At 46.4% G+C, this 23,861-nt stretch carries 20 protein-coding genes; all 20 read right to left on the reverse strand.

What is annotated here, in order from left to right:
* Positions 1-1,805, reverse strand: a 1,805-nt coding sequence (locus tag C805_RS26760; RefSeq protein WP_016215100.1) for a hypothetical protein, incomplete at its 3' end; no start/stop codon positions are given.
* Between the two features lie 364 nt (positions 1,806-2,169).
* Positions 2,170-3,618, reverse strand: a complete 1,449-nt coding sequence (locus tag C805_RS16715; protein WP_016215101.1) for a 4Fe-4S dicluster domain-containing protein — start codon at positions 3,616-3,618, stop codon at positions 2,170-2,172.
* A 109-nt stretch (positions 3,619-3,727) separates the two neighbouring features.
* Positions 3,728-5,716 (reverse strand): ferrous iron transport protein B, encoded by a 1,989-nt coding sequence (gene feoB, locus C805_RS16720; RefSeq protein WP_031201170.1) that lies wholly within the window; start codon positions 5,714-5,716, stop codon positions 3,728-3,730.
* The gene (locus C805_RS16725) at positions 5,697-5,945 is read right to left on the reverse strand and encodes a FeoA family protein (RefSeq protein ID WP_016215103.1); all 249 of its coding nucleotides are present in this window, start codon (positions 5,943-5,945) and stop codon (positions 5,697-5,699) included. The genes feoB and C805_RS16725 overlap by 20 nt, the downstream gene beginning before the upstream one ends.
* Positions 5,946-6,221: 276 nt before the next feature.
* A complete protein-coding gene (locus C805_RS16730) occupies positions 6,222-7,241 on the reverse strand; it encodes a C40 family peptidase (RefSeq protein WP_016215104.1) in 1,020 nt (339 codons plus the stop codon).
* Between the two features lie 411 nt (positions 7,242-7,652).
* Positions 7,653-9,284, reverse strand: a complete 1,632-nt coding sequence (locus C805_RS16735) for a Na/Pi cotransporter family protein (RefSeq protein WP_016215105.1) — start codon at positions 9,282-9,284, stop codon at positions 7,653-7,655.
* Positions 9,285-9,363: 79 nt separating this feature from the next.
* Positions 9,364-10,311 carry a bifunctional riboflavin kinase/FAD synthetase gene (locus tag C805_RS16740; RefSeq protein ID WP_016215106.1) on the reverse strand — a complete coding sequence of 316 codons (948 nt, stop codon included), beginning with the start codon at positions 10,309-10,311 and terminating at the stop codon, positions 9,364-9,366.
* Positions 10,312-10,324: 13 nt separating this feature from the next.
* Complete coding sequence (truB, locus tag C805_RS16745) at positions 10,325-11,287, reverse strand: tRNA pseudouridine(55) synthase TruB (protein WP_371197637.1); 963 nt, start codon at positions 11,285-11,287, stop codon at positions 10,325-10,327.
* A complete protein-coding gene (locus C805_RS16750) occupies positions 11,263-12,294 on the reverse strand; it encodes a DHH family phosphoesterase (RefSeq protein ID WP_016215108.1) in 1,032 nt (343 codons plus the stop codon). Before C805_RS16750 ends, truB begins: the two co-directional genes overlap by 25 nt.
* A gap of 52 nt (positions 12,295-12,346) precedes the next feature.
* Positions 12,347-12,709 carry a 30S ribosome-binding factor RbfA gene (gene rbfA / locus C805_RS16755; RefSeq protein ID WP_016215109.1) on the reverse strand — a complete coding sequence of 121 codons (363 nt, stop codon included), beginning with the start codon at positions 12,707-12,709 and terminating at the stop codon, positions 12,347-12,349.
* Between the two features lie 11 nt (positions 12,710-12,720).
* Entirely contained in the window at positions 12,721-15,594 is a 2,874-nt protein-coding gene (infB, locus tag C805_RS16760; protein ID WP_016215110.1) for a translation initiation factor IF-2, read from the reverse strand.
* Positions 15,595-15,609: 15 nt separating this feature from the next.
* Positions 15,610-15,930, reverse strand: coding sequence for a L7Ae/L30e/S12e/Gadd45 family ribosomal protein (locus C805_RS16765; RefSeq protein WP_016215111.1), 321 nt, complete (start codon positions 15,928-15,930; stop codon positions 15,610-15,612).
* Complete coding sequence (rnpM, locus tag C805_RS16770) at positions 15,917-16,189, reverse strand: RNase P modulator RnpM (protein ID WP_016215112.1); 273 nt, start codon at positions 16,187-16,189, stop codon at positions 15,917-15,919. The genes C805_RS16765 and rnpM overlap by 14 nt, the downstream gene beginning before the upstream one ends.
* Positions 16,182-17,447, reverse strand: a complete 1,266-nt coding sequence (nusA, locus tag C805_RS16775) for a transcription termination factor NusA (protein ID WP_016215113.1) — start codon at positions 17,445-17,447, stop codon at positions 16,182-16,184. Before nusA ends, rnpM begins: the two co-directional genes overlap by 8 nt.
* Before the next feature lie 26 nt (positions 17,448-17,473).
* Positions 17,474-17,941: a ribosome maturation factor RimP gene (gene rimP / locus C805_RS16780; protein ID WP_016215114.1), complete on the reverse strand. Its 468-nt coding sequence runs from the start codon at positions 17,939-17,941 to the stop codon at positions 17,474-17,476.
* Between the two features lie 284 nt (positions 17,942-18,225).
* Positions 18,226-18,840 carry a YesL family protein gene (locus C805_RS16785; RefSeq protein WP_031201181.1) on the reverse strand — a complete coding sequence of 205 codons (615 nt, stop codon included), beginning with the start codon at positions 18,838-18,840 and terminating at the stop codon, positions 18,226-18,228.
* Positions 18,841-18,898: 58 nt separating this feature from the next.
* On the reverse strand, positions 18,899-19,735 hold the full coding sequence (locus tag C805_RS16790; protein ID WP_016215116.1) for a carbohydrate ABC transporter permease: 837 nt from the start codon (positions 19,733-19,735) through the stop codon (positions 18,899-18,901).
* 19 nt (positions 19,736-19,754) lie between these two features.
* Positions 19,755-20,639, reverse strand: a complete 885-nt coding sequence (locus C805_RS16795; RefSeq protein WP_016215117.1) for a carbohydrate ABC transporter permease — start codon at positions 20,637-20,639, stop codon at positions 19,755-19,757.
* A gap of 19 nt (positions 20,640-20,658) precedes the next feature.
* Entirely contained in the window at positions 20,659-21,957 is a 1,299-nt protein-coding gene (locus C805_RS16800; RefSeq protein ID WP_016215118.1) for an ABC transporter substrate-binding protein, read from the reverse strand.
* A gap of 93 nt (positions 21,958-22,050) precedes the next feature.
* The gene (locus C805_RS16805; protein ID WP_022751201.1) at positions 22,051-23,844 is read right to left on the reverse strand and encodes a glycoside hydrolase family 32 protein; all 1,794 of its coding nucleotides are present in this window, start codon (positions 23,842-23,844) and stop codon (positions 22,051-22,053) included.
* Between the last annotated feature and the right edge of the window lie 17 nt (positions 23,845-23,861).

Here is a 23,861-nt window from a genome sequence, read left to right on the forward strand (position 1 = left end):
TGATAACTGCCGTCTTCCTGAAGCGCCAGACCATAAAACGTAAATGTTACATCCCGGTAATCTTCCCGGTAGGTATCTCTGGTTTTCACCCGGTAGTAAAATGGATACGTTGCATACCAGTCCTCTATGTACTGTGATACATTGGTTTTGTATCCGTTCTGGTCCTCTATACGCAGATCCGTCATCATCCATTCACAGGGATAGGTATCTTCTGTAATGGGAATCGTCCCTGTATATTCCATGGTGTCGGGATGAAACTGCAAATCCACATATTGATATCCTGAAACATTCGATACCTGAGGATAGAAATATGCATATCCATTCCTGGAAGGATGTTCTTCCTCCACTTTCACGGTCAGAGTCAGGGTATCTCCCGGCTGAACCCACTGGTTATTCTTATCAAGGGTGATGCTTTTAATCACCGGCGCCTTATTATCCTCATAATACCCATCCGGGTCTACGGTATAATACCAGGGATATACTGTCTCAAAATCTTCCTGAAAATCTTTCAGACGAGTTGTATGTCCATGTATATCCCTGACTTCCAGATTTGTGATATTCCATCTGCCCGGGTAGGTTTCCTTTGTAATAGGAATTATCCCCTGATAGGCTCCCAGTTCTTCTTTCCAGTACAGACTGGTATAGCCTTTCTTTCTGTAATCATCTGCTGATGTATAATACACACGCCCCAAACTCCGCGGGTTTTCTTCTTTTACTTTTACGGTAACGGTAACTTTATCCCCGACTGTTACCATCTCTCCGTTTTTGTCAAGGGTGATACTCTCAATCACCGGGTCTTCCGTATCAAAGTTCTCCTGAACTACTGTAAACTTCAAACTTTTATCCGGACGAACTTTACTGCCTTTCCCGGACTGCGTGGTAACCGTGATATATTCCCAGCTCCATTCGGAAGGATACGTGGTATCTTTTATAGTATATATACCTGTCACAGTCTGACTTTCTTCGTTGTAAGTCATGCTCATTTCTTCTGTATGGTAAACTTTGGCCCCAATGGTACCAATTTTCATTCGTCCATCTCTCACCTTTCCGTTTTCACAGGTCACGCGGGCAGAACAGGTTACTGTATCGCCTGGCACTAATGCCCCGTCTTCACCGGAAGCACTGGTCTGAATCTGAAAATCAGTGACAGAAACTTTTTCTGCAGGTTTTGTATTCTGTACTATAACATAGTAAAGACAATTGTAATTATCGTCATGCACATCTGCCTCTGTATAATTTTTCGCCCTGTCTTCCACCCGGATTTCAGTGATACTAACTGTTCCATTTTTGAAAGAACTGCAGGGACACTCTGCAGTATACAGTTTTTCTTCCTCACTTTTCTGTAAATCTATTCTGTGGCCACCTGCTTCAACATATACAGAACTGATATCACTGTCTGCGTCGTAAGCCCACAGCTTAAAATGAAGGGTATCCTTTTCTGTCAGTGTCCGGCCGTTTTCTTCCAGCTCAAACCTTTCGATTACCGGCTGGTTAATATCGTATCCGTCAGACAGAGGCATGACAGGCTCTGTCTCTTCCATAGACAGAGGCACAACAGACTCTGTCTCTTCCATCTGAATTTCTTCGGAAACTCCGCTTCCTGCCTCTTCCTGCTGTTTTGCAGGCTGCTGTACCTTCTCCGGAGTTTCCTCCATCCATTTTTCCTCTGATGATTCCTTTTTTTCCACACGTTCAGCTTCTCTGCCAGTTTCCGCTGCCATGACGCTCTGTATCGGAAATACCGCTGCCACAGTCATGGATGCCGCCAGCAAGACTCCCAGTAATTTTCTTCCTGACTTTTTCATTTCCCATACCTCCTTAATAATAATTACTTACCTCAAAACAACACAAAATTTATGTGTCTGATAAATATCTCCCCTCCTTCCCTCACAATAATCAGGACTTCTTTCCTATTATAGTCCTAATTATACATCTTTTTTTTCAAAATGGAAGATTTTTCCTGATTTTTCTCAGGATTTTTTCTGATTTCGGCAATATATCTGTGAATAAAAGAATCTTTTTCTGCAGGATTCTCTCTCCGGGTGAGTTGTGCATATTATTTTGTATTCTATAGGAAATCCAGAGGAATTTCCTATAGAAGAAAAAAGGTACCCTGTCTGTGGCTCATTCCACAGGCAGGGTACCTTCCGGTTCCGTTTTCAGATTCTTTTATTCCCGATGCATGGAGAAACTGTCCATATCGTAATTTCCCAGATTCTCATGAATTCCCCGGCTGTCGGCCTGAGAAATCAGTGTATCACGATTCTTTCTGGATGATATCTGGTCGTTGAATGCACTCGGGCCTCCCACGCATCCACCGTCGCAGATCATGCCTTCCACAAAATCTTCCGGCAGTTTTGCTGCTCTTAAGAGAAGCAGCGCTTTTTTACATTCTGCCGCTCCGTTGGCTTTGCACACTTTCGCATCAATTTCATGGCCGGATTCCTTCAGGCTCTGAAGCACTGCTCCGGTAACTCCTCCGGAGTTTGCAAACCGTTTGCCGTAAACAGAAGAAATCTGGTCGTCATTTTCACAGGGCTCCAGTTTTATGTCTTTTGCTTTCATAATGGCACGAATTTCACTGTAGGTCAGTACATAGTCTGCATTTCCAGGTATCTTCTGATCCACAACCTCTGATTTTTTCGCAAGGCAGGGCCCGATAAACACGGTTACTGCATCCGGTTCTTTTGCCTTAATCAGACGGGAAACTGCACACATGGGGGAAACTGTGGTGGATACACAGTCTGCCAGCTGCGGATAATGAAGGCGTACCATATTTACAAAAGCCGGACAGCAGGAAGTCACTTTCTTTTTGCCCTCCTGATATGCTTCCGCCCATTCTTCTGCCTCATAAGCGGCTGTCATGTCTCCGCCAAGACCCACATCATAGAAATCTTCAAATCCCAGTTCCTTCATGGCTTTCTTCCAGCTTGCTGTGGTGATATCCGCGCCGAACTGGCCTTCTGTGGCAGGAGCTGCCATGGCATAGACTTTTTTGCCGGACTTCAGTGCTTCCACCACATCCACAATAAAGGTCTTGGAGCCGATGGCACCAAAGGGACAGCTGTGAATGCATTTTCCGCAGCGAATACATTTTTCTTTGTCGATAATGGAAATTCCATGCTCATCATATGTAATGGCATCCACAGGACAGCTGTATTTACAGGGACGCTTCAGGTGGGCAATGGCATTGTAAGGACAGGCCTGTGCACATTTTCCGCATTCTTTACATTTGGATGCATCAATATGGGAGCGTTCTCTGCCCATTTCAATGGCACCGAATTTGCAGGCATTGATACATGCCTTTCCAATACAGTTCTGGCAGTTTTCCGTAACGGTATAACTGGAAATGGGACAGTCCTCACAGGCAGAGCTGATAACCTGAATTACATTTCCGTCATCCGCAACTCCTGGCGCCTTCCCTTCTGCCAGGCGGACTCTCTGCCGGATGATTTCTCTCTCCTTGTAGATACAGCAGCGGAACTTTGGCGTGGGCCCCGGTATCAGTTCCAGTGCAATGTGATCTCTTTTTGTATCCAGTTCTCCGGCAAATGCCAGTTTTGCAACTTCATAGAGCACATCATGTTTGATTCGAATTACATTTTCATCAGCGAACATCCTATTTACCTCTCTCTTTTTTTGTTTGTCAATATTTTAACACTGTATGGTTCTTCCCTGCAAGAGGATTTTCCTTCATATTTCAGAAAATACGATATTTCTCCATTTTTCACAAAAAAGAACCCACCTGATATACAAGAACCGCCACAAGCCAGGCAACCGCAAGCTGAAACAAAAGCATTTTTAATGTAAATTTCAGAGAACCGGTTTCTTTTCTGACTGTTCCGATGGTAGCCGCACACGGCACATAGAGCAGACAGAAGATCATCATACAGTACGCATTCAGGGGACCGAATCCTGCTTCTGCCAGCTGTTCGGTAAGGGAAGCCATACCTGCCGCCGAATTTACATTTCCAATTCCAAACAACACACAGAAACTGCTTACCACCACTTCTTTTGCAGAAATTCCGGAAATCAGCGCCACTCCAATCTGCCACATACCCAACCCCGCCGGGGCAAGCACAGGTTCCATCCAGCGTCCCAGCACCGCTCCAAAACTCTCTGAAACTTCATCTGCCATACCGTGAACCCCGAAATTCAGCAAAAACCAGATAATAATTGACGCAATAAAAATTGTGGTTCCCGCTTTCGTCAGATAGTCTTTGACTTTCTCCCACACATAAACTGCAATGGTTCTGGCATTGGGAGTTTTGTACTCCGGCAGCTCAATCAAAAGTGTGTGGTGTTCGGTGTGGGTTTCTATCCGGTGAATCACAAGAGCAGTCACAACTGCAATCACCATGCCCAGAAAATACATGGATATTGCTGCAAAAACCGCATATTTGCCAAAAAACATTCCGGCAAACAATACATAAACAGGAAGTCTTGCAGAACAGGACATAAAAGGTGTAATCAATATGGTCCGTCTCCGGTCCGATTCTTTTTCCAGCGCTCTGGTAGCCATAATGGCAGGAACGGTACATCCAAATCCCAGCACCATGGGCAGAAATGCTTTTCCGGAAAGGCCAAGCGAACCCATCAGCCCATCCATTACATAAGCAACTCTTGCCATATATCCGCTGTCCTCCAGGAAAGCAAGGGCCAGAAACAAAATAAAAATGTTGGGAAGAAATGTCAGAATCCCTCCGACGCCCGCAATGATTCCCTCCACCACCAGAGAAATCATCCAAGGGGCCACGCCCATCTTTTCCAGGAGGTGCAGCATTCCGTCAGAACCGGATTCCAGTAATACCTCAAACCCTCCTTTCAGGGTATCTCCCACAAAAAAAGTCAGGAAAAATACCACTGCCATCACACCAAAGAAAATGGGCATCCCCCATATGGGGTGGGTCAGTATTTCATCCACCTTATCGGTAAAAGCCGCTTTTTCAGATTTATAGAATAACGTGTCCTCCATGACTTCTTCTATGTAATCGTACTTCTGATTGATAATATCTTTCTCATAGCTTCTGTCCAGCACCTCCGGCAGTACCACCGGATAAAGAGACGTGATTTCTTCATCCTGCTCCAGCAGCTTGATGGCGTACCAGCGGATATTCTCCGGAATCTGATAGGTTTCTTTCAGCACCTGCTCCAGCAAACAGATTTTTGTTTCTATGTCCTCCCGGTAAGTAACAATCTCCGGCCGGTGCATTTCCTCATAATGGTGTACCACCGCATGGAGCAGCACATCCAGCCCGGTTCTTTTTCTGGCCGAAACAGGTACTACAGGAATGCCGCCCAGCATTTCCGGCAGGCGGTGCAAATCAATTTCCATCCCCCGTTCTTCTACAATATCCATCATATTCAGCGCCAGAATCACCGGTTTGCCCAGTTCCAGAAGCTGCATGGTCAGATAGAGATTCCGCTCCAGTGCCGAAGCATCTGCAACATTGATAATTACATCTACCTCATGTTCCATAATGCACCGCCTGGAAACCTTTTCTTCAATGGAGTAAGAAGTAAGGCTGTAAATTCCTGGTAAATCAATCAGTTTCAGTTTCTGATCTCCGTATATGGTTTCTCCTTCCACCTTTTCCACCGTCACACCGGGCCAGTTGGCCACTTTCAGGTTTGCTCCGGTATATGCATTAAACAGCGTGGTTTTCCCGCAGTTGGGATTTCCCACAAATCCAACTCTAATTACTTCCATTTGCATCCTCCCCTTCTGCGGGATTTACCAGAATCCCCCCTGCAATATCTTTTCCGATTGCCCAGCGGGTACCCCGCACCTTGATAATCACGGTTCCGTTCCGCTTCCGGTTCATCAGCCGCAGTTTGGTCCCGCTGTTGATACCCAGTGATTCCAGCCGCCTCATAATGGGGCCCTCCATGGAAATGTCTGTTACAATATAAGTGCCGTCTATCATTCCGTCTACAATTGTCATATACTGTTCCTCAATTCTTTCTCTTCCAGATATCCTCTTTACTCACAGCTATTATACTCTAAATGATAATGATTATCAATAGTGAATCTGCAGAATAAAAAAGAATGCGTCATGCGCATTCTCCGCCTGCGGCGGGTCGCTTTAGCGACATATTTCTTTTCCGCCGCAGAGCGATAATTATTTTCTCTTATAGGAAATCCAACGGAATTTCCTATAAGAGAAAAAAGAATCCCGCAAAGCAGGATTCTTTTACTGTAACGTATATACTTTTTATTCTTAATCACTGATCAGTCTTGTAACACAGACCGGGGTACGGTAGAATGCATTGGAAATCTTGATTCCTGTTCTGGCAGAACTTGCATGTACTACCTGTCCGTTTCCGATATACATTGCAACATGGTTGATGCCGCCGCCATTTCCATAGAAGAACAGGTCTCCCGGTTTTGCCTCAGAAGAATCAATTCTTGTGCCGTATCCTGACTGAGCGCTGGAGGAATGAGGCAGATAGATACCGTATTTCTCATAAATACGCATGGTAAATCCGGAACAGTCCACACCGTTGGTCAGGCTTGTCCCGCCCCACACATAACGGTTTCCCACAAACTGACATGCATACTGAACCATATCCACACGCACGTCGGATATTCCTTCTCCATAGCGAATCTCTGTCATGGTCATTGCTTTGGGAAGCTGCTCTGACAGTTCCACAAATTCTCTGGCCACATAACACTCGTCACCATCCACATCCACTTTCAGCCACTCGCCCTGGTCTTCCACCATCTGCAGTTCTTCTCCCTCTGCAATCATGGTCCAGATAGAACAGTCCGTATTGGGCTCCACTCTCGCATTCAATGTCTGGGTTACGGAAGTTGCAACAATCGACTTCACCTCATCTGCTCTGTCTGCGGCCTCCTGACCGGTCAGCAGAAACTCACCTTTTACATATCCGGTTACTTTTCCGGACCGGATCTGAAACCATTCTCCCTCCTGGGATAATATCTCGCATCCGGCATCCACCGGTAATTTTCCTACAAGATCATACTCTTCTCCGGCGCCCTCCCGGATATTCAGATGATTCTCCACCTGTGCAATTCCGAGATTGGTATAGCCGCATACCGTTGCCGGAACCTGCGGTTCTTCCACCAGGCCTGCGTCCAGTCCTGTAGTAAGGCTTTCACTGAGCATGGCGGTAATTCCCGCGTCCACACTGGCTGCTTCCACCGGCATCTGAACCATCCCAAAAACCATTGCTCCTGACATACACGCTGCGATTACTCTTCTGAATCTGTTCTTCATTTCTGACCTCCCGGACAATTTTCTATCTTCAGTTACCTGCTTATTTTCCTGTTATCACGAACTGGCCGCTGCCTGATACATCTCCCCGGCTGCCTGTCCTCTTCTTTACATCTGCAATTATATCAACTGAAAATTGCATTGTCAAGATTGTCGTAATATTTATGTAATATTTGTAGAAAATCACAGTCATTATCCACATTACATCTTATCACAGTGTCAGTTATCCACAAAAACAGAGCTGTTGCAAAATGCAGCTCATATACAATATATGGTTGAAATCCCTGGGATTCGAATGCCATATCCTGTATATAGCGGCTATTTTACAACAGCCCTCTGTGATACCTTTTTCTGAAATCCGGCAAAATTCTGCAATACTTTCCCCTCTGAAATCTGGAAAAGTTCTGTAATATTTTACCCTCTTTTTTCCTCCGGGTCTTTATCCAGAATGGAAAAAGCAATATTGGTAGCGTGGTCTGCCACACGCTCCAGTCCCGTAACCAGATCCGTAAAAATAATACCGGACATGGGGGAGCACTTTCCTTTTGCCATCCGCTTCACATGATTTTGCTGCAGCTCGCGCTCCATATGGTCGATGTCGTCTTCCAGTTCCAGAATATCCGGCAGGTTCTTTTCATCCAGCGTAACAAACATTTCCATGGCTTTTTCCAGAATGACCATGGTTTTCCGATGCATTTCCTGGATTTCCCTGACCCCTTTTCTGGTAAAATCCAGATGTTCCTCCAGACACTTCACGGCGAAATCCGCAATGTTTTCCGCATGGTCCCCGATTCGCTCGATATCGCTGACCACATGAAACAGACCGCCGATTCGCTTCGCATCCACAACGGGGAGCTGAAGCTGGTTGATTTTTACCAGATAATCTGTCAGTTCATGGCTCAGGAAATCAATCTGTTTTTCCGTCTCGTAAACCCTGGCGATTTTTTCTTCATTTCCTTCAAAAAAGGCTTCTACCGCAAGATCCAGATTCTGCCGGGCCATGGTTCCCATCCGTTCAATTTCCTGCGTAGTTTCCACCACTGCAGTGGAAGGCGAGAAAATATTCTGTTTCCCGATATAGAGAAGCTGGTATTCTTTGTTTTCCACATCCTCCCCCGGTATCAGCCGCCTGGTCAGCGCCACAAACTGGGAAGAAAAAGGCAGAAATACAATGGTCTGGAAAATTTTAAACAGAGTGTCCGCATTAGCCACGCATCGTCCTACATCTGCCCCTGAAATATGTAAAATAAAGGATTCAAACTGTTTCATTCCAAATGCCATCAGAATGCCGATAATTACCATACCGAATACATTAAACATCACATGAATCAGGGCAGCCCGCCTGGCGTCCTTCTTGGCATCCAGGCTGGCCAGCACCGCCGGGGTACAGGAACCGATGTTACATCCCAGAACCACATAAAAGCAGACCGGAAGGGACACCAGCCCCTGGCTCGCCATCAGAAGCAGAATGCTGACCGTTACCGAGGAACTCTGAACTATGACCGTAATCACCGTTCCCAGCAGAATTCCGAGAATCGGGTTGTCCAGACTGGCCAGAATATTCAGCACATTCTGATACTCCCGCAGCCCCGACATGGCATCCTTCATCATACTGATTCCCAGAAACAGTGCGCCGAACCCCAGAATAACTTCTCCGACTTTTTTCACCATGGGCCGCTTTCCGAACATCATAAAAACCGCACCCACAAAAAGAATCACCGGAGCAACTCCGGTCAGGTTAAAAGCCACAAGCTGAGAAGTAATCGTGGTACCGATATTGGCTCCAAAGATAATCCCCACTGACTGAGCCAGCGTCATAATTCCGGTATTTACAAAGCTGACCACCATAACGGTAGTAGCGCCTGAGGACTGAATAATCGCTGTAAACAGGGCCCCGAACAGCACCGCAATGATTTTATTTTTTGTCATTGCCTCCAATATGGTCCTGAGCCTTGCTCCCGCTGCTTTCTGCAGGCCCTGGCTCATAAAGCTCATACCAAATAAAAACAGTCCAAGACCTCCAAGCAATGTTACTATTAATTCCATGGTATTCTCCCTTTTTCATTCCCGCAGCCGGCAAATCAAATCCTGCTGCCAAGTCTCTGGTTTCTCCGGTATCACCCGGTTAATCCCTGCGGATGATACGATGTGTATCAAAATATTTCCTTCCGTATAAAATATCCTGTTCCATCTGAAGTTTCAGCGCATCCAGGCTATCGAACCTGTGTTCTTTCCGTACCCGGCTTAAAAACTTCACCTTTACCTGAGCCCCGTACATATCCTCTGACACATCAAACAGATGGGTTTCTACTCCCACCGGATTCTCTCCCTGGATAGTGGGCTTACACCCCACGTTGGTAATGCCCGGATATTCCAGTCCCTGATATTCCGTCACTGTAAGATACACTCCAAAAGGCGGCAGCAGTTTGTCTGACGGAGGCTGCAGGTTGATGGTTGGAATGCCCAGAACCGGTTTGCCCAGCTTTCGCCCGTGTAAAATCGTTCCTTCCACAAAAAACTCATATCCCAGCAGCCGGTTTGCTTTCTCCATATTTCCTGCGGAAATTTCTTCTCGCACAAATGTACTGCTGATATCTCTGCCTTCCTCCTGTATCTTGTCCACCACTTTCAGTTCATATCCATACCTGGAAGCGTATGCTTCCAGCATCCGGTAATCTCCCCGGCGTTTATGTCCGAACCGGAAATCTGTCCCCACCACCATATATTTCACATGAAGTCCGGTTACCGTCCGGTCAATAAATTCCTCCGGCTCCATGCACATGATTTCTCTTGTAAAAGGGCATTCAATCAGATAATCAATACCGATACTCTCAAAAAGTTTTACTTTCTCCTGATTGGTGGTCAATACCTGAGCCGGCGCATTTTGAAGCTGCTCCCTGGGCGGTATGTCAAAGGTAAAAATCACTGCCTTTAATTCCTGATTCTCTCTCTTTTTTTCCGCCATATAGTTCATCAGCAGTTCATGACCCCGATGAAGTCCGTCAAACTTTCCCAGAGACAGCACCGAAGGCTCTTTGATTTCAAACGTGATGCTTTGCTTTATGTATTCCATGTGCGTTTCCTCCTCAGGACAGGTCCATGAAAATCCGAACCGGCTTCAGTTCCTTTCTTTTTTCATCCCAGCGGTAAATTCCTGCAAACAACTGATTTTCATCATAAAGGCGCAGAATCGTCTGCTGATATTCTTTGTGCCATTCTGTCAGCCACTCCGGTTTCAGTGCATTTCCATTGTATAACAGTCTGGAAAATTCTCCTTTCACTGCTGAACAGGGATACTGAAGAAAAACACAGTCCGTATTTTTTACCAGTCCCGGCAGATCCGCTCCGGTCAGCTCTTTCTGAGACTCCCGACCTCTGACCGCCTGTACCTGGGCTTCTATTTCCGCCAGCCTGACTGCATCTTTTAATTCAAATTCTGCCACTCTGGTGCGCAGCAGTGATTTCATGCAGCCGCCGCAGCCCAGTTTCTGCCCTATGTCATGGCAGAGAGTACGAATATAAGTTCCTTTGGAACAGTGCACCTGCATCTGTACTTCGGGAAGTTCTTCTTTCAGAACCCGGATGGAAAATACCGTAATTTCTCTGGGCTTTCGCTCCACTTCGATTCCGGCCCTGGCCAGATCACAGAGTTTTTTTCCATTTACTTTCAGGGCGGAATACATGGGCGGAATCTGTTCCTGCGTACCGGTAAATCCTGCGATTGCTTCCAGCACCTCTCCGGAAGAACAGGTTACCTGCTTTTCTTCCAGAACTGTTCCTGTCATATCCTGGGTATCCGTTGTCTTTCCCAGCAGCAGCACGGCCTCATACACTTTGTCTTTTTCTGTCAGCATATCGCAGACCCTGGTGGCTCTGCCAAGGCAGACCGGAAGAACTCCCTCTGCCTCCGGGTCAAGGGTTCCTGTGTGGCCAATCCTTTTCTGTTTCAGAATTCCCCGGAGTTTTGCCACCACATCATGGGACGTATATCCTTTTTCCTTGTATACATTGATGATTCCGTTTATCATGCTTCCCCTGCTCCCTGCCATGATTCTTCCTGTGTATCAGAGTCCTTCTGACACAATTCTTTTCCTGCCGGCTCCTCTCTTTGAAGCTGCTTTTCTATTTCTTCACAGAGTGTTCCGATTACCTCCTGGCTGCTGCCTTCCATGGTGGCTCCGGCCGCCCGGACATGTCCGCCGCCCTGATATTTCACAGCAATCCGGGCCACATCCACTTTTTCATTGGAGCGCATGCTGATTTTCCAGGAACCGTCTTCATTTTCATAGAGAAATATGGCTGCTTCCACGCCTTTTGTCACCCGAAGCTGGCTGACAATCCCGTCCAGATGTTTCGGAAGCACCTGATAACGCTCCATTTCCTCCTTTGTAACTGCTGCGGCAATCACCTGATTTTCCAGATAACGCCTGCTGTTTAAAAGGGCCTGTCCCAGAATCTTATTCTGCTCAAAGGTTTTGGTATAGAAGGTTTCGTCTATGATTTTCGTATAACTGATTCCCTTCTCCATCAGAATCCCGGCAATATTCATGGTTCTGGCAGAGGTGCTGGAATACTGGAATACTCCGGTGTCATGCACGATGCCCACATAGATGCATTCTGCAATTTCCTTTGTAATCTTCTCTTCTTCTATCAGCTCAAAAATCAGTTCCGAAGTGGAACTTTTTTCAGGAAAAACATAATTTTCATCTGCAAAGCTGTCATTGCTCACATGGTGGTCGATGCAGATGGTCTTTTTTGCTGTATTGAAATATTTCACTGCTGCTCCCAGACGGGCGGCATCTCCGCAGTCCTGCACAATGCAGAGGTCATAGGTTCTGTCACTTTCGCAGGTGTGATGTATCCGGTCCGCATGGCTCAGAAATTTAAAAATATTGGGTATAGGCTCCAGATACACGTCTGCTTCTGTCTGGGGAAACCAGGCAGTAATATAATTGTAGGTTGCCAGGCAGGAGCCGACACAGTCCCCGTCCGGTCTTATATGCCCGGCAATGGCAACTGTTTTTACCTGGGCCAGTTCTGACGCTAAATCCTTCATGCTGTTTTCTCCCTGTCAGCCCAAAGCTGATCCTTCCTGTCTGTTTCTGCTTCTACGGTTCCTGCTGACTGTTTACATCGTCAATGAGTTTTGACATATTGACACCGTATTCAATGGACTGGTCCAGTACAAACCGGATTTCCGGCGTATTGCGCAGATTGATATTCCGGGCCAGTCTGCTGCGGATATAACCTTCCGCACTTTTTAAGCCGGCCAGCGTACTGTCCTGTGAATCCTGGTCTCCCAGTACGCTGATATACGCTTTGCAGCTTTTCAGATCCGGTGCCACTTCCACTGCCACCACGGAGGTCATGGGATTGATTCTGGGATCCTTGATTTCTCCCCGGATAATATTGCTCAGTTCTCGCAGGACCTCCTCATTGACTCTTGTATTTTTAATGCTGTTCTTTCTCATATTCTGCCTTTCTAACGGGGCACTTCCACCATGGTATACGCCTCTACCACATCCAGTTCCTGAATATCATTGAAGCCTTCAAATACCAGGCCGCATTCATAGCCCGCTTTTACTTCCTTCACGTCATCTTTAAACCGCTTCAGGGACGCCAGATTTCCTTCGAAAATCTGTTCTTCCCCTCTGGAAATGCGTATCTTGCACCCTCTCTGGAACACACCGTCCAGCACATAGGAGCCTGCAATATTTCCAACACCGGATGCTTTGAAAATCTGACGCACTTCTGCATGGCCCAGTACCTTCTCCTCAAATACAGGATCCAGCATACCTTTCATTGCTGCCTGTACGTCCTCAATGGCATTGTAAATTACTTTATACAGACGCATATCCACGCCTTCCCGCTCTGCAGTTGCTTTTGCAGTGGCGTCAGGACGTACGTTGAAGCCAATGATAATAGCGTTGGAAGCGGAAGCAAGGCTTACATCGGATTCGTTGATGGCACCAACGCCTCCATGGATGACTTTTACCACAACTTCTTCGTTGGAAAGTTTTACAAGACTCTGCTTTACAGCTTCCACGGAGCCCTGTACGTCCGCTTTCACAATAATGGGAAGCTCCTTGATATTTCCGGACTGAATCTGGGAGAACAGATCATCCAGAGACATTCTGGATTTGGTCTCTTCCAGCATTTTCTCACGTCCTTCGGAAATAAAGGTGTCCGCAAAACTCTTGGCTTCTTTTTCAGAATCTGTACATACAAAGATTTCCCCGGCATTGGGCACATTATTCAATCCTAATATTTCCACCGGTGTGGAAGGTCCTGCTTCCTTTACTCTTCTGCCTTTGTCGTCAATCATGGCTCTTACTTTTCCGTAACAGCTTCCGCAGGCCACCGGCTGTCCTACCTTCAGCGTACCTTTCTGTACCAGAATGGTGGCTACGGAACCCCGTCCTTTGTCAAGCTGTGCCTCAATCACAAGACCTCTTGCATTCCGTCCGGGATTTGCCTTTAATTCACAGATTTCCGCTGTCAGCAGAATCATTTCCAGCAATGTGTCAATTCCCTCGTGGGAATGTGCGGATACCGGCACAAAAATAGTGCTTCCACCCCAGTCTTCGGGAATCAGCTCATATTCCGCCAGTTCCTGTTTCACCCGTTCCACATTGGCGCTGGGCTTATCAATCTTATTAATTGCCACGATAATTTCCACTCCTGCCGCTTTTGCATGGCTGATAGCCTCCACGGTCTGAGGCATAACACCGTCGTCTGCAGCCACCACGAGAATGGCAATATCCGTTGCATTGGCTCCGCGCATACGCATTGCAGTAAATGCTTCATGGCCCGGTGTATCCAGAAATGTAATCTTTTCTCCGTTACACTCTACCATATAAGCGCCGATGTGCTGAGTGATGCCTCCTGCTTCCCGGTCGATGACATGAGTATCCCGGATCGCATCCAGCAGAGAAGTTTTTCCATGATCCACATGTCCCATTACACACACAACCGGAGGACGTTTTTCCTGAACGGCCACATCTTCTTCCTCTTCTTTCAGCAGTTCTGCTATCACATCTATTTTTTCTTCCTGCTCACAGATACAGTTGAATTCCAGCGCAATTTCCTCTGCCGCTGCAAAATCAATTTCACTGTTGACCATTACAATATTTCCCTGTAAAAACAGCTTTTTGATAATAACGGAAGGCTGAATTTTCATGCGGTCAGCCAGTTCACGAATCGTCAGCTTTTCCGGAATGGTAATGGTCTTAATGGTTTCTTCTTCTTTTTTCGGAGACTGTTGAGGCTGCTGAGGTTTTTTGCCTCTTGTTTTCTTCTCCAGATTGTCAAAACGTTCTTTTTTTCTTCCCATCAGCTCTTTTTCATGACGCTGATTGCCTCCTTTGCGGTTCTCACGCTCCCGGCTTTCTTTTCCTCTGGTTTCTTCCATGGAGGATGACGGTGCGTTCTGATTCATCTTATGAATTTCCTGTTCAAAACGATTCTTCTGACCAGGGCGCCCATTCTGGAAGGAGCGGTTATTCCGGTCTCCCTGAGGTCGGTTATTCCGGTCTCCCTGGGGACGGTTGTTACGATCTCCCTGAGGTCTCGCTCCTCTTTCTCCCTGAGGTCGGTTGTTCCGGTCTCCCTGAGGTCGGTTATTCCGGTCTCCCTGAGGTCGGTTGTTCCGGTCTCCCTGAGAACGGTTTCCGCGGTCTCCCTGAGGTCGGTTGTTCCGGTCTCCCTGAGGTCTGGTTCCCCGTTCTTCCTGAGCCCGGATATTTTTTTCTCCGTTCTGGGGTCGGTTGTTCCGGTCTCCCTGAGGCCTTGCTCCTCTCTCTCCCTGAGGTCTGGCCGGTCTTTCCCCCTGGGGCCTTGCTCCTCTCTCTCCCTGAGGTCTGGCCGGTCTTTCTCCCTGGGGCCTTGCTCCCCTCTCCCCCTGGGGTCTGGCCGGTCTTTCCCCCTGGGGCCTTGCTCCTCTCTCTCCCTGAGGTCTGGCCGGACGTCTGGGCGCTGTCTTACTGTTCTGAGGATTAAATACAGCTGTAATGCTGGATTTTTTTCTGGGACGTTCCGCTTCCTCTTTTCCTGCTTCCGTTTTTTCGGTTTCTGTTTTCACTGCTTTGACTGCATCTCCTTTTACCGTTTCATTTTCAGATATTTCGCCCTTCGGTGGAACATTTTCAGGTGATTCCTCTTTTTTCTTTCCCGCTACCGGGTTCGAACTGTCTGTCTTTCCTCCGTTAAATCTCTTTTTCACCATATCAATTACGTCATCTTCTATGGCGCTGCTTGCTGTCTTTTTTATAATATTTTTCTCTTTCAGAAACTCAATTACATCTTTGGATTGTATTTTCAATTCATTTGCAATTTCATATATTCTGACTTTTGCCATATGTTGCTACCTCCGTTATTCCGTTTCATCTGCTATTTTCAACTTTTCTATCAGGTTTGCGGCAAATCCTTCATCCAATACTGCAAGGCTGGCACGGTACTCTTTGCCGATGGCATGGCCCAATGTCTCTTTCGGAGCATAGAGATACATTGGAACATGATAAAAAGAACACATATTTCGAAACATTTTTTTCGTATTTTCCGACGCTTCTGCGGAAACGATCACAAGAAATGCCTGATGGGATTTCACTGCCTTTTCCGTGGAAAACTCCCCGCTTGCTATTTTCCCCGCTTTCGCCGCCAGCCCAAGCATGGATAAAATTCTATCTTGCTGCAATGGCTTCCATCTCCTTTGTCAGATTTTCAATTATTTCCTTTGGTATGGATATTTTCAGAGAACGTTCCAGCCCTCTTCCCTTCAGAGCCTTTCCCAGACATTCTCCGTTGGGACACAGATAGGCGCCTCTCCCGTTTTTCTTTCCGGTTGCATCCAGAAGAATTTCATCTTCCCCGGTCCGGATGACACGCAGAAGTTCTTTTTTACTTCTCATTTCACCACAGCCCACACACTGGCGCATGGGAATCTTTTTAGTCATTTCCATTCCCCTCTTCTTCATATTCCGAATCATCTCTGTATCCGGCTTCCTCTTCGTATTCCGGCTCTTCCTCATACTCTGATTCTTCCGGCTCTCCCTCATACTCCGGTTCTCCTTCATACTCTGATTCTTCCGGCTCTCCCTCATACTCCGGTTCTTCCTCGTAATACTCCTCTTCCTCGTATTCCTCATATTCATTTTCATAATCCATGAAGTCACCGGCTTCTCTTGCCTGAGTCTCACTTTTAATGTCAATCTTAAACCCGGTCAGCCTTGCGGCAAGTCTTGCATTCTGTCCTTCTTTTCCGATTGCCAGTGACAGCTGGTAATCCGGCACCACCACTCTGGCCGTCTTTTCTTCCGCGTCTGCAATAACAGAAATAACCTTTGCAGGACTTAAAGCATTTTCAATCAGCATTGCCGCATTATCGCTCCAGTTGATAATATCTATTTTTTCTCCCCGCAGCTCGCTGACAATGGCATTCACCCTGGCTCCGTTCAGTCCCACGCAGGCTCCCACCGGATCCACATCCGGGTCATTGCTCCAGACTGCGATTTTGGTTCTGCTTCCGGCCTCTCTGGAAATGCTTTTGATTTCCACTATTCCTTCTTTTACCTCTGTCACTTCTGACTCAAACAGACGCTTCACCAGTTCCGGATGGGTTCTGGAAACCAGAATTTTCGGACCCTTTGAGGTGGATTTCACTTCCAGAATATAGAGCTTAATCCGTTCCGTGGGCTGGAATACCTCGCCTTTCACCTGTTCATTTTCACTTAAAATGGCGTCTACTTTACCCAGATTGATACTGATGTTTTTTCCCACATACCGCTGCACAATCCCGGTCACCACATCTTTTTCTTTTCCGTAATATTGATCAAAGAGCACTTTCCGCTCTTCCTCCCGGATTTTCTGAAGAATCACATTCTTGGCATTCTGGGTGGCGATACGTCCGAATTCCCTGGATTTCACCTCAATATTGACGATATCTCCCACATCATATCTGGAATTGATCATTTTGGCATTGGCCACGCTGATTTCCAGCACACTGTCTTCCACTTCCTCCACCACTGTCTTTTCCGCATACACATGGAATTCACAGGTTTCCGGATTGATGTTGACCCTGATATTGTCTGATTTGCCAAAATGATTTTTACATGCGGTAATCAGCGAATTTTCTATTGCTTCCAACAAAGTATCTTTACTGATATCTTTTTCCTTTTCCAGTATATTCAACGCTTCCAATAATTCATTGTTCATTTCTTTACCCTCCTGAAACGTTTGTATTAAAAATCGAAAGCCAGACGGATTAATGCAATGTCTGTCTTTGCAAATACCTTCTCTTCCTGATTCTCCACCTCTATGGTTACCGTAGTTTCATCATATGATTTTAAGACACCGTAAAATTCTTTTTCTTTATCTATGGCCCGATAAGTCCTGATCTCCACTTCCTTTCCCAGACTTCTCTTAAAATCCTTCTCTTTCTTCAGCGGTCTTCCCAGTCCGGGAGAACTCACCTCAAAAATATAGGATTCTTCGATAAAATCCTGTTCATCCAGCAGAGCGCTCATCCTTCTGCTGACAACCTCACAGTCATCTACGGTAATTCCGCCTTCTTTATCAATGTAGGCTCTCAGATACCAGTTCCCGCCTTCTTTTACATACTCCACATCCACCAGTTCAAACTGATACTCTTCTATAATCGGAAGCAGCAGTTCCTCGGTACGCTGCTCATAAATCTCTCTTCTTGACATTTTCACACCTTCTTTCCACTCAGCTTCCGGACACACATGTTCAGATGATATCCTGCGGTCCCCTGCACATAAAATTGAGAGTGGACAAAAGCCCACTCTCAAGTCTGAGTTTATCATGTTATCGTATTTATGATAGCACTTCACGGAATGAATTGCAAGAGAAATTAACGGTTATTTCCAGTTTTTTTGCAAAGATTCGGAAGGAACTGCTGCATGTTCCAGTTACAGTTTATGGCTGGGCCTTAGTTCTCTGTGTTCCATATTTCCATACACCAATATAATTTTCACAAAATCCGCTCTTTCTCAAAGATCCACAGCAGCATCTTCCCATGGACCACAGCCAGCAGTGAACCGCCGGCCAGCAAAACCACATAAAACACAGGCGTCCATAAAAGTCCGGCCGTAAGAAACAGGACGGTAAAAAACAGAAGATACAGAGACTGGGGGAGATATTTGAACATCAGAAGGATTCCATTGCGCCAGGCCACTCCTGCCTTTGTGTCCATTCTTGCAGCAAGGGGAAACATATACATTGCCAGCACAAGCCACAGACCGGACAAAACACAGACAAATCCTCTCATAGCTCCGGCAAAATCCCCTTCTGTATTCCTCCAGAACAGATAATCCAGACACAGGATTATTCCGCCGGTAAAAAATGGTATCCACAACTTCATGGACAATTTCATCTTTTTCCGATATACCTCCCAAAACCCACGAACCACATAGCCTTCCTCCTCTTTCAGAATCTTTACAGCCATAACGTGCAGAGCGCAGAGAGCAGCTCCTCCCGTTATCAGAGGAAGTGAACATACCACCCACAAAAAATTCAGTTTTATCAGTGCAACTGCCTTTTCCAAAATCTGAAATCCCCTGCCCTCCAACTTAAACGCTCCTTTCATTATTTCTTCTGTTGCAATTTGAAAACCCTGCAGATTCAGGAGTCAAAGCAGGATTTTTTTATCCCTTAATTCCGGTAGACGCAATGCCTTCCACATAATATTTCTGCAGAAAAATAAACATAATCAGCATCGGAATGGCAGAAATGGTAAGGGACGCCATAATCGGCCCGTAATTGATGGGTTTGGAGCCGAAAAAAGTCTGGATTGCCAGCTGAATAGTACGTTTATCTTCTCCTGTCACCACCAGCAGAGGCCACATAAAGTCATTCCAGTGAGCTACAAAGTCCAGAATAAAAACAGTGGCATACACGGTTCCGGATATGGGCATAACCACCCTGAAAAATGTCCGCACAGGCCCGCACCCGTCAATGGATGCAGCCTCCAGCAATTCATTGGGTACGCCCAGAAAAAACTGACGGAACATATAAATGCTGAAACATTTTGCCACAAAAGGAAAAATCAGAGAAGCCCATGAATTAATCCAGCCCAGATCTGCCATTTCCCGGTACATGGGAAGCATAATTGCCTCTGCCGGAAATACCATCAGGCTGATTACAAGGGTCAGCAGGAGATTTTTTCCCCGGAATTCAAATTTTGCCAGTGCATACCCGCAAATGGAATTCACCAGAAGATCCAGCACAATAATAATCAGCACATAAAACAGGCTGTTTCCAATAAATTTCCACATATTAATTCTCTGGAACACTTCGATATAGTTGTTAAAGGAAGCCCCTTTTGGAAAAAAAGTGGACAGTGAATTCAGCCCCTTGAAAATCCCCGATTCCGGCTTCAGGGAAGACGAAATCATCCAGATCAGCGGTGATACAAAAATCAGTGCAACCAGTGTATTGCCAAGATAAAACGCAATATTTTCAAATGTTTTTCTCTTCGTCATAAGAATCCTCCTTTCAGCTCTATTCCGCTTTGATAATTTTCTTCATCCCCAGTGAAAGGCTGATAACAATCACAAAGAAAACAGCCGCCACAGCACAGGCATATCCAAAGTTTCTCTTCTGGAAGCCCTGTTCATAAATATAATATACCAGCGTACGGGTGGAATTCCGGGGACCGCCTTTTGTCATAACATAAGGTTGGGTAAACAGTTTCATTGCCTGAATTACAGTAATCATCACCACATACTGGATAACACTTTTCAGGCCCGGAAGCGTTACATAAAAAAAGCTCTGTATCTTCCCTGCTCCGTCAATGGAAGCCGCCTCATACTGCTCTCTGGAAATTCCCTGCAGGCCGGCCAGAAAAATCATCATCTGGTATCCCGCTCCCTGCCATGCAGACATGAAAATAATGGAATTCATCGCTGTCTTCGGATCGTTCAGAAATCCACAGGGCTCCAGTCCCAGTTTCACCAGCAGAGCATTTAACAGGCCGCTGTCCGGGCTGGTATTGTACATTACGGTCCAGAGGATTGCCACAACTACCATGGAGGTTACCTGAGGGCTGAAATATGCTGCCCGAAAAACAGACACGCCTCTTCTTCTGGAAGAGATCAAAAGAGCCAGAGACAATGCCAGAACTGTCTGAAAGGGCACCACCAGCACTGTAAAATATATGGTATTTTTTACTGCAATCCAAAAATCTTCATCCTGAAACAGCTCTGCAAAGTTGTTAAAACCGCAGAACACAATCCGGTCCGGACGCATAATATTATAGTCGGTAAAAGCATATCGAACGGTCTGCAGAGACGGATAGATTAAAAATGCTGCCAGCAGAGCAACTGCCGGAATCACAAAAAAATAAGCCGCCTTTCTTTCACTTGCTTTATTGACTGATTTCTTCATAGCCATTCCCCCTTCTCTGTTAATCCTGTGCATAATATTTTTCATAATCTTTATTCATGGCCGCTGCCGCTGCATCCAGAGCCTCCTGCGGATCTGCGCCGGTAAAAATATTCAGCATTGCTTCTGCAAATTCTGCCGTCAGTACACTGTAAGAAGGCGTTCTGGGTCTCGGATGTCCGGTTTCCATCAGCTGTTCCCTGAAAACAGAACGAGGATATTCGTTGTATTCCGGCAGTACGTCATAACTGGAATTTCTGGTGGGAGGCTTTGAAATTGCCTGTGCATAGGAAGTCACATTTTCTTTTGAAAAAAGAAAGCCCATAACCTCCCTGACTGCATCCATGTCCTGAACATTCGTTGTAACGGCCGCTGCCCAGTCGCCGGTTGGAGAAGTCGGCACCCCGTCTTCGTCAGCCACCGGAAACCAGGTAACACCCCAGTTCAGATCCGGATAATCCTTTTCCAGTGTCGCCACTTCCCAGGAACCGCCCAGCATGGTTGCCGCTTTCCCGTTATGGAATTCTTTCTGAATAGGGTCAATATTGGCATACCCTTCCTGAATCAGACTGTTTAAAAATTCTGCTGCTTCCACACCTTCCGGACTGTTCAGACAGCCTTCGGCCGAGCTTCCGTCCTCGTTGACAAAATCCGTTCCATTGGAAATCCAGAACTGTTCCAGCACATAGGAAAGCCCCTCTCCCTTATCCATGATAATATTTGTTCCCACCACTCCGTCTTTTGTAAGTTTTTTCGCTGCATCATAATATTCACTCCAGGTCCACGCCTCTTCCATGCGCTCCGGCACGGAAATCCCCGCCGCCTCCAGCATATCCTTATTGTAATACAACGCCACGGAACTTTCCGTTGCACTTACCGCATAAATATTTCCATCGTATGTATTCTGCTGCCTGGAGGAATCAAGAAAGTCACTCCATTCCTCCTGGGAAAAGAAGTCATCCACCGGCAGAATTACTTCATTTGCCGCATAAATAGATACATTCGGCCCATCTACATACAGGATATCCGGCAGGTCATTGGAGGTAATGGCCGCATTGACCTTATCTTCATATGCGTAAGAATCCGCACGCACAATGGCTTCTCTGCGCAGTTCAATTTCCCCCTCATGGGCCTGATTGAATTCCTCAATTTTCTCCACCCACCATTCTTCAATGGCCGGTTCGTCACTGGGGCTCCATACGGTAATGACCGATTCCCCGTCTTCGTTCACCCGCTCCTGTGTTCTGCCGCAGCCGGCAGCGGTGAACATCCCCGATCCCACAGCAGCCGCAAGTAATGCTGCAATTACTCTTTTTCGCATTTTTCCGCTCCTTTCCTGTTCCCTTACAGATGGATTCCATACGAAAAATTCCGTCCCGCCCATCTGAATTTCAGGACGGATACCTCGCTCCTGTTACTCCCATATGGATTTCATACGGAATATTTCCACATTTTTAACACATGCCGGCGTCTCTGCATGCAATATAAAACACCCGCTGTCCTTAATATCATAAAATAATTTCGTCCCCACTGCTTCGCCGTCATTTACATAAACCTCCACCGTCCTGCGGTCTGTGAAAATCTCCAGCTTTTCCACTTTATCAACCTCTGCCGGAAATAAAACAGGTTCGCTTTTTACCCCTTTCGTTTGCAGGCGCAGCCCCAGTTCATCATGAATAAGCAAAATCTTTCGCTTCGCATCTCCTCCCAGCTGGAGAGAAAACGGAACATTATCCTCAAATTCCAGTTCCGCTTTGTACGCATTCGGATGAATTTCCTTCAGGCAGACATTTTCTCCATGCCCTTTATACAGACCCTCTGCTTTCAGAGATTCTGTTTCCTTTATCGGCGTCAGATACAGCCGGTTGCCTTGAATATGCATTTCTCTGGGAATTGTCATACTTCCGCAGGCTCCCTGTTCCAGTTCCAGATGTTCCTCATAAAAATCAGAAATCCATCCAATACTGATTCTGCGGCCCTGGTGCTCAAAACTTTGCATTGCATAACAATTGCTGCCGAAATCAAACCATCCTCTGTTCTCTTCTGTAAATACGCCGTTTTGAAATTCTCCTGTATAATATCTGCACATCTGATATCTGCCCTGGAAATCATGATGGTGCATCAGCGCTCCAATCACCAGAGCTTTCCCGTCCAGTTCCATAAAATCAGGACATTCTATACAGCGAATACCATCTTCCTGTTCCACAAGCAGCGGCCCGGTATAGTTCCAGTGTTCCAGATCCTCTGATTCATACAGTAAAACAGCCGCTTTTCCTTCCAGAGCACTTCCCAGAACCATATACCATTTTCCTTCTGCTTTTACTACTTTGGGATCCCTGAAATCAAAGGACGCCCCCTGAGGCGGCCGGTCAATCACCAGTTTTTCTTCTGCAAACTCCAGCATATCGCCGCTCTTTGTCATCCACTGCTGCTGCAGTGTCTCCTGGCTGTCAATGTGAGGGCCGATACTTCGGGTCAGAAAAAATACCGCCTCGTCTCCCTGCACCACTGCAGAGCCGGAAAAGGCTCCTCCCTTTAATTTTTCCGGGTTTTTTAAAATCTCTTCCTGCGGTTCCAGTACAACCGGAAGATGAACCCAGTGAATCAGGTCTTTACTTGCCGCATGCCCCCAGTACATCTGGGACCACTGCTGGCTGTGGGGATTGCACTGATAAAACAAATGGTAATATCCCTGAAACCAGCACAGCCCGTTGGGGTCATTGAGCCAGTTTTTCCAGGGTGAAAAATGATATGCTTCCCGAACAGGGGAATCGTACTGTTCCTTCTGTCTGCCTTTTACAAATCTGCCGCTTTCCTTTTCCTGTTCCAGATAACAGACCCCGGTTTCCAGAATATTCTCACATCCGCTGAGATAACAGAGGGAAATCCTGCATGCTTCACAAAGGATTTCATATTCCGTATCTTTCTCCACAGGTACCCTGAGCCATCTGTAATACCCAGGCTCTACCGGTATCTCCTGACAGTTTCCCGAACCCTGTTTTGACGTCAGCAGATTCTCGTCTGCGGCGGAAGTCTCCTGCTGCCTGCTTCCTTTGGAAATCACCTGAACCTTTCCGCCCGTCTGCAATGCCTTTGCGAATATCTCCAGCATTGTATAAGCTCCCGTATTCATCTGTTTCCTCCTTTCTCTCAGCAAATGCTCCATACATTTGCTGTCAAATTTTTCACTGTGTAAAACCGGTTCCATATAATATATTTCTTATA

The sequence above is a fragment of the Eubacterium sp. 14-2 genome (assembly GCF_000403845.2).
Classification (GTDB): Bacteria; Bacillota; Clostridia; order Lachnospirales; family Lachnospiraceae; genus Petralouisia.

What these genes read in the sequence shown, in the direction of transcription:
- C805_RS16715 (WP_016215101.1), bottom strand. Translation starts at nt 3,618, where the DNA reads ATGTTCGCTGATGAAAATGTAATTCGAATCAAACATGATGTGCTCTAT.
- feoB (WP_031201170.1), bottom strand. Translation starts at nt 5,716, where the DNA reads ATGCAAATGGAAGTAATTAGAGTTGGATTTGTGGGAAATCCCAACTGC.
- C805_RS16725 (WP_016215103.1), bottom strand. Translation starts at nt 5,945, where the DNA reads ATGACAATTGTAGACGGAATGATAGACGGCACTTATATTGTAACAGAC.
- C805_RS16730 (WP_016215104.1), bottom strand. Translation starts at nt 7,241, where the DNA reads ATGAAGAACAGATTCAGAAGAGTAATCGCAGCGTGTATGTCAGGAGCA.
- C805_RS16735 (WP_016215105.1), bottom strand. Translation starts at nt 9,284, where the DNA reads ATGGAATTAATAGTAACATTGCTTGGAGGTCTTGGACTGTTTTTATTT.
- C805_RS16740 (WP_016215106.1), bottom strand. Translation starts at nt 10,311, where the DNA reads ATGGAATACATAAAGCAAAGCATCACGTTTGAAATCAAAGAGCCTTCG.
- truB (WP_371197637.1), bottom strand. Translation starts at nt 11,287, where the DNA reads ATGGCAGGGAGCAGGGGAAGCATGATAAACGGAATCATCAATGTATAC.
- C805_RS16750 (WP_016215108.1), bottom strand. Translation starts at nt 12,294, where the DNA reads ATGAAGGATTTAGCGTCAGAACTGGCCCAGGTAAAAACAGTTGCCATT.
- rbfA (WP_016215109.1), bottom strand. Translation starts at nt 12,709, where the DNA reads ATGAGAAAGAACAGCATTAAAAATACAAGAGTCAATGAGGAGGTCCTG.
- infB (WP_016215110.1), bottom strand. Translation starts at nt 15,594, where the DNA reads ATGGCAAAAGTCAGAATATATGAAATTGCAAATGAATTGAAAATACAA.
- rnpM (WP_016215112.1), bottom strand. Translation starts at nt 16,189, where the DNA reads ATGACTAAAAAGATTCCCATGCGCCAGTGTGTGGGCTGTGGTGAAATG.
- nusA (WP_016215113.1), bottom strand. Translation starts at nt 17,447, where the DNA reads ATGAACAATGAATTATTGGAAGCGTTGAATATACTGGAAAAGGAAAAA.
- rimP (WP_016215114.1), bottom strand. Translation starts at nt 17,941, where the DNA reads ATGTCAAGAAGAGAGATTTATGAGCAGCGTACCGAGGAACTGCTGCTT.
- C805_RS16785 (WP_031201181.1), bottom strand. Translation starts at nt 18,840, where the DNA reads ATGAAAGGAGCGTTTAAGTTGGAGGGCAGGGGATTTCAGATTTTGGAA.
- C805_RS16790 (WP_016215116.1), bottom strand. Translation starts at nt 19,735, where the DNA reads ATGACGAAGAGAAAAACATTTGAAAATATTGCGTTTTATCTTGGCAAT.
- C805_RS16795 (WP_016215117.1), bottom strand. Translation starts at nt 20,639, where the DNA reads ATGAAGAAATCAGTCAATAAAGCAAGTGAAAGAAAGGCGGCTTATTTT.
- C805_RS16800 (WP_016215118.1), bottom strand. Translation starts at nt 21,957, where the DNA reads ATGCGAAAAAGAGTAATTGCAGCATTACTTGCGGCTGCTGTGGGATCG.
- C805_RS16805 (WP_022751201.1), bottom strand. Translation starts at nt 23,844, where the DNA reads ATGGAACCGGTTTTACACAGTGAAAAATTTGACAGCAAATGTATGGAG.